Source organism: Brachyspira catarrhinii (assembly GCF_005518285.1).
GTDB lineage: Bacteria > Spirochaetota > Brachyspiria > Brachyspirales > Brachyspiraceae > Brachyspira > Brachyspira catarrhinii.
Genome location: NZ_SJDU01000238.1, coordinates 1 through 3,647, shown reverse-complemented (window position 1 = coordinate 3,647; position 3,647 = coordinate 1). Strand labels below are relative to the sequence as shown.

Below are 3,647 nucleotides of genomic sequence, written 5' to 3'. Positions count from 1 at the left end.
TACTCGAAGTTATAAAAAATTACTCGAAGTTATAGAAAATTATTATAACAATAAAGAAAATAATAAAGATGAAAAATTAGATATTGATTTTGTCCTTCAAAGAAATTGCGAATTGAAATCTCATATCGTTCAAATCGATTATAAAGAAGAAAAAGAGAGAATGTTTCTTAATTTTGGACATACGATTGGACATAGTATAGAAAATGCGGCGGGCTACGGAACTTTGCTTCATGGCGAGGCTGTGGCAATCGGAATGATTTTTGCTATAGAATACGGAATAAAATTGGGAATAACTAAAAATGCATATATTTTGGAGCGAGCTAAAAATATTTTGTCGAATATTGGACTTCCGATTAATATTCCCGAAAATATAGATTTAAAAGAAGCTATAAAATTGGATAAAAAGAGAAACAACGAAAAAATTAATTTCGTATTTTTGGAAGATATTGGAAAACCCGTAGTGGAAAAAGTCGATATATATAGCATAATATCGAAAGTGTAAAATGTTATCAAAGATAGATAATAACTTTTATTTGTTCGTCATTAAAAGTATTCTTTCTTCTTTCCAATGCCATATATTCGTAGTTTGAAGAGGCATTGTAGCCCAATCTATCTTGTCTTTTGGTTTTCCGTTTCCGTCAAAATACTTTTCATACCAATTTGTAAATGCTCCGCAATAATTACGATAATGCTGCCAATATTCTCTTAATTCAGAAAGACTTTTATCGCTGCTACTTTCTTCAAAACTATAACCGTAATAAAAATAGGTTGATTCGTTTGGAGCTATATTTCCGAATATGTCTTGTAAATTAACCTTCACATAATATATTCCTTTTTCGGAGCTTTCGGCTCCCCAAAAATGTAAAGTATAATATTTGCCTTCGCTTGTTTTTACGCTTATATCTCCGTTATCTAAAAAAGTATATGTATTCATAACCTCTTTTTTTTCAATAATTTTATTCTTTACATTATTTTTATAAATTTCATTTTCATTCGTAGTCGTTGAAGTATTTGGAGTTTTATAATCATAACCAGAAGTTACTGCTGATTTGAACATCGCATCTCTCGATTTATCCACTATATTTGTATCTGCATAATGTCCTCTGTTATTAAAAATACGGCTTTTATTTTTAATTAATCCGTTTTCATACATTAAAGAGTGGTCAGTTCCATAATCTCCATTATTTTGCTTATAATAATAGCATGCAATTTGAGGATTATCTGGAAGCATACCCCAGAATATACTATTAGTTTTTTTATTGCCTTGTCCATTTACATAGATATTTGTTATATTGGCATTATCGTCAAAATAATATATACTATAACCGCTATCGGATGTAATGTTTGATTTTCTATAATATAACATTAATTCGGCTTTGGGATATTTTTGTTTTATCTCGTTAAATTTTACTAAAAAATCTTTTGCAGCTTGAGTGTTTGTTTGAGGTGTTTCAAAATTATCTTTTGTGAATCTTATATTTTCGTTATTATTTTCTCCGTTATTACCGCCATTGTTTCCTCCATTATCACCCCCCCCCCCCCCGTTATATCGTTGGATTTGCGACAACTTATAGATAATAATATTATAAAAATAGATATAATTATTTTATTTTTCATTATTTAATTCCTTATTGATTAATGATTAAAAAATTATACAATAATTAAAAAAATAGTCAAATTTTGACAAATCGAATATATGCTTTATAATAAATTAAATTAGATTTATTCAATTCAAATGAAGGAGAAATTGTTATGATAATTCGCCAATACGAAGATAAAGATATAGAACAAATTACGGAAATTTGGAACGAAATAGTCGATTCGGCTATTGCATTTCCCGAAGAAGAACCTTTGAAACTTGGAGACGCAAGAGAATTTTTTGCAAAAGAATTGGCAGTTATATGCGCATGCGAAGAAGATAAAATATTGGGGTTTTATGTTTTGCATCCGAACGGCTACGGCAGACGCTCGCATATTTGCAATACTTCTTACGGCGTGAGAGCGGACGCGAGAGGGCATGGAGTAGGACGAAAATTAGTTCTCGATTCTTTTAAGAGATGCAAAGAATATGGTTTTAAGATTTTGCAATATAACGGCGTGGTTTCGATAAACGAAAGCGCTTTGAAGTTATATCGTTCTCTAAATATGACGGAAGCGGGCAGAATAGAAAACGGATACAGATTAAAAGACGGAAGCTATTGCGATGGAATAATTTTTACAAAACAACTTTGAATAATGTTTATTTTAGTTTAAAATACCTTTGCGTTAATAAATATAATTTTTAATTCGCTCTTGAAAACGGACGAGGTTAATACTTCATCCGTTATTTTTTTAATTATTTATTTTTTATTTGGGGATTGCTTCTCTTCCTTTTAGTTTTAGTTGTTCGCAACTACAGGTATGAATTTGTCATTGCGAGGGCAACGCCCGAAGCAATCCGCTATTAATAAAACTAAATTTTAAAATAAAATTTCATTAATTTTGGATTACTTCGCATTAAAAATACTCGTAATGACAAAGGTATTACCTTTTAGCCTGTTCGTATTGTTTAGGAAATGGAATATCTATTCCCAAAGTTCTTGCCGACTGCAAAGCCCAATAAGGATTTCTCAAAAGCTCTCTTCCAATATAAACCGCGTCAGCCGCTCCGTTTCTTACAATCATATTAGCCATTTTAGAGTCGCTTAAAAGTCCGCCTCCGATACAAGGAACGTTCATATATTGTTTTAACTCTCTTGCGAAAGGTATTTGATAGCCTTCGTAAGGAATTATTTTTCCGTCCGCCGTTACCGCCCCCGTGCTTACATTTATCGAATCGAATAATTTTTCGTTTTCGAGAGGCTTTAACATTTCGGCAAAATCTTTAACCGTGTTTCCGCCTTCTCTCCAATCGTAAGATGAAATTCTTATTTGAATTGGGAAGTCTTTTCCTACGGCTTCTCTTCCTTTTCTTAAAACTTCTTCCAATATTTTTACTCTATTTTTTCCGTATTCGTCCGTTCTTTTGTTTGATAACGGAGATAAAAATTCCGAAATCAAATAACCATGCGCCGCATGAATTTCTATTAAATCGAATCCAACTTTAACCGCTCTTTTGAAAGCGTCCGCAAAAGCGTCAACCGTTTCTTTTATATCTTCTTTCGTCATTTCGACTGGAGTTCTATATTTATCGTTAAAAGCTATCGGGCTTGGAGCGTATATTTTATCGATTTTAACGGACTCGCATTTTCTACCCGCATGATTAATCTGTATTCCAATTTTTGCTTCGCAATTATGAACGGCTTGAACAAGCTTGCTTAAACCGTCAATATATTTGTCGTCCCATATAGCCAAATCGTTATCGGTTATCGAACTTACATAAGGTAAAACTCCCGTAGCTTCGACAATGATTAATCCGACTCCGCCAATCGCTCTTGTCGTATAATGTTGAATATGCCAATCGTTTACGAATCCGTCTTCCGCGCTATACATACACATAGGCGGCATTACTATACGATTTTTGATTTCAAGATTCCCTATTTTTAAAGGCGTAAATAAATTGCTTTTTTCAGGTTTCATTTTTATTCCTCTTAATTATTAAATAAAATTATATAAAACAAGTATATAAAAAATATACAATAATAGTATATAAAAAATATACAATAATT

4 protein-coding genes are annotated in these 3,647 nt (G+C 31.8%); 2 read left to right on the top strand and 2 right to left on the bottom strand.

Going from position 1 to position 3,647, the window contains the following annotated elements:
- Nucleotides 1-502 (top strand): 3-dehydroquinate synthase family protein (locus tag EZH24_RS08690; protein ID WP_137998774.1); only part of this gene is annotated, 502 nt, incomplete at its 5' end.
- Nucleotides 503-529: 27 nt separating this feature from the next.
- Here the strand turns inward: EZH24_RS08690 and EZH24_RS08685 are convergent.
- Nucleotides 530-1,567, bottom strand: a complete 1,038-nt coding sequence (locus EZH24_RS08685; RefSeq protein WP_137998773.1) for a hypothetical protein — start codon at nucleotides 1,565-1,567, stop codon at nucleotides 530-532.
- 185 nt (nucleotides 1,568-1,752) lie between these two features.
- Here EZH24_RS08685 and EZH24_RS08680 point away from each other — a divergent pair, with 185 nt between their 5' ends.
- Complete coding sequence (locus EZH24_RS08680; protein WP_137998772.1) at nucleotides 1,753-2,232, top strand: GNAT family N-acetyltransferase; 480 nt, start codon at nucleotides 1,753-1,755, stop codon at nucleotides 2,230-2,232.
- Nucleotides 2,233-2,523: 291 nt separating this feature from the next.
- Here the strand turns inward: EZH24_RS08680 and EZH24_RS08675 are convergent, their stop codons facing one another.
- Nucleotides 2,524-3,558, bottom strand: coding sequence for an NADH:flavin oxidoreductase/NADH oxidase (locus tag EZH24_RS08675; protein ID WP_137998771.1), 1,035 nt, complete (start codon nucleotides 3,556-3,558; stop codon nucleotides 2,524-2,526).
- Nucleotides 3,559-3,647 lie beyond the last annotated feature (89 nt).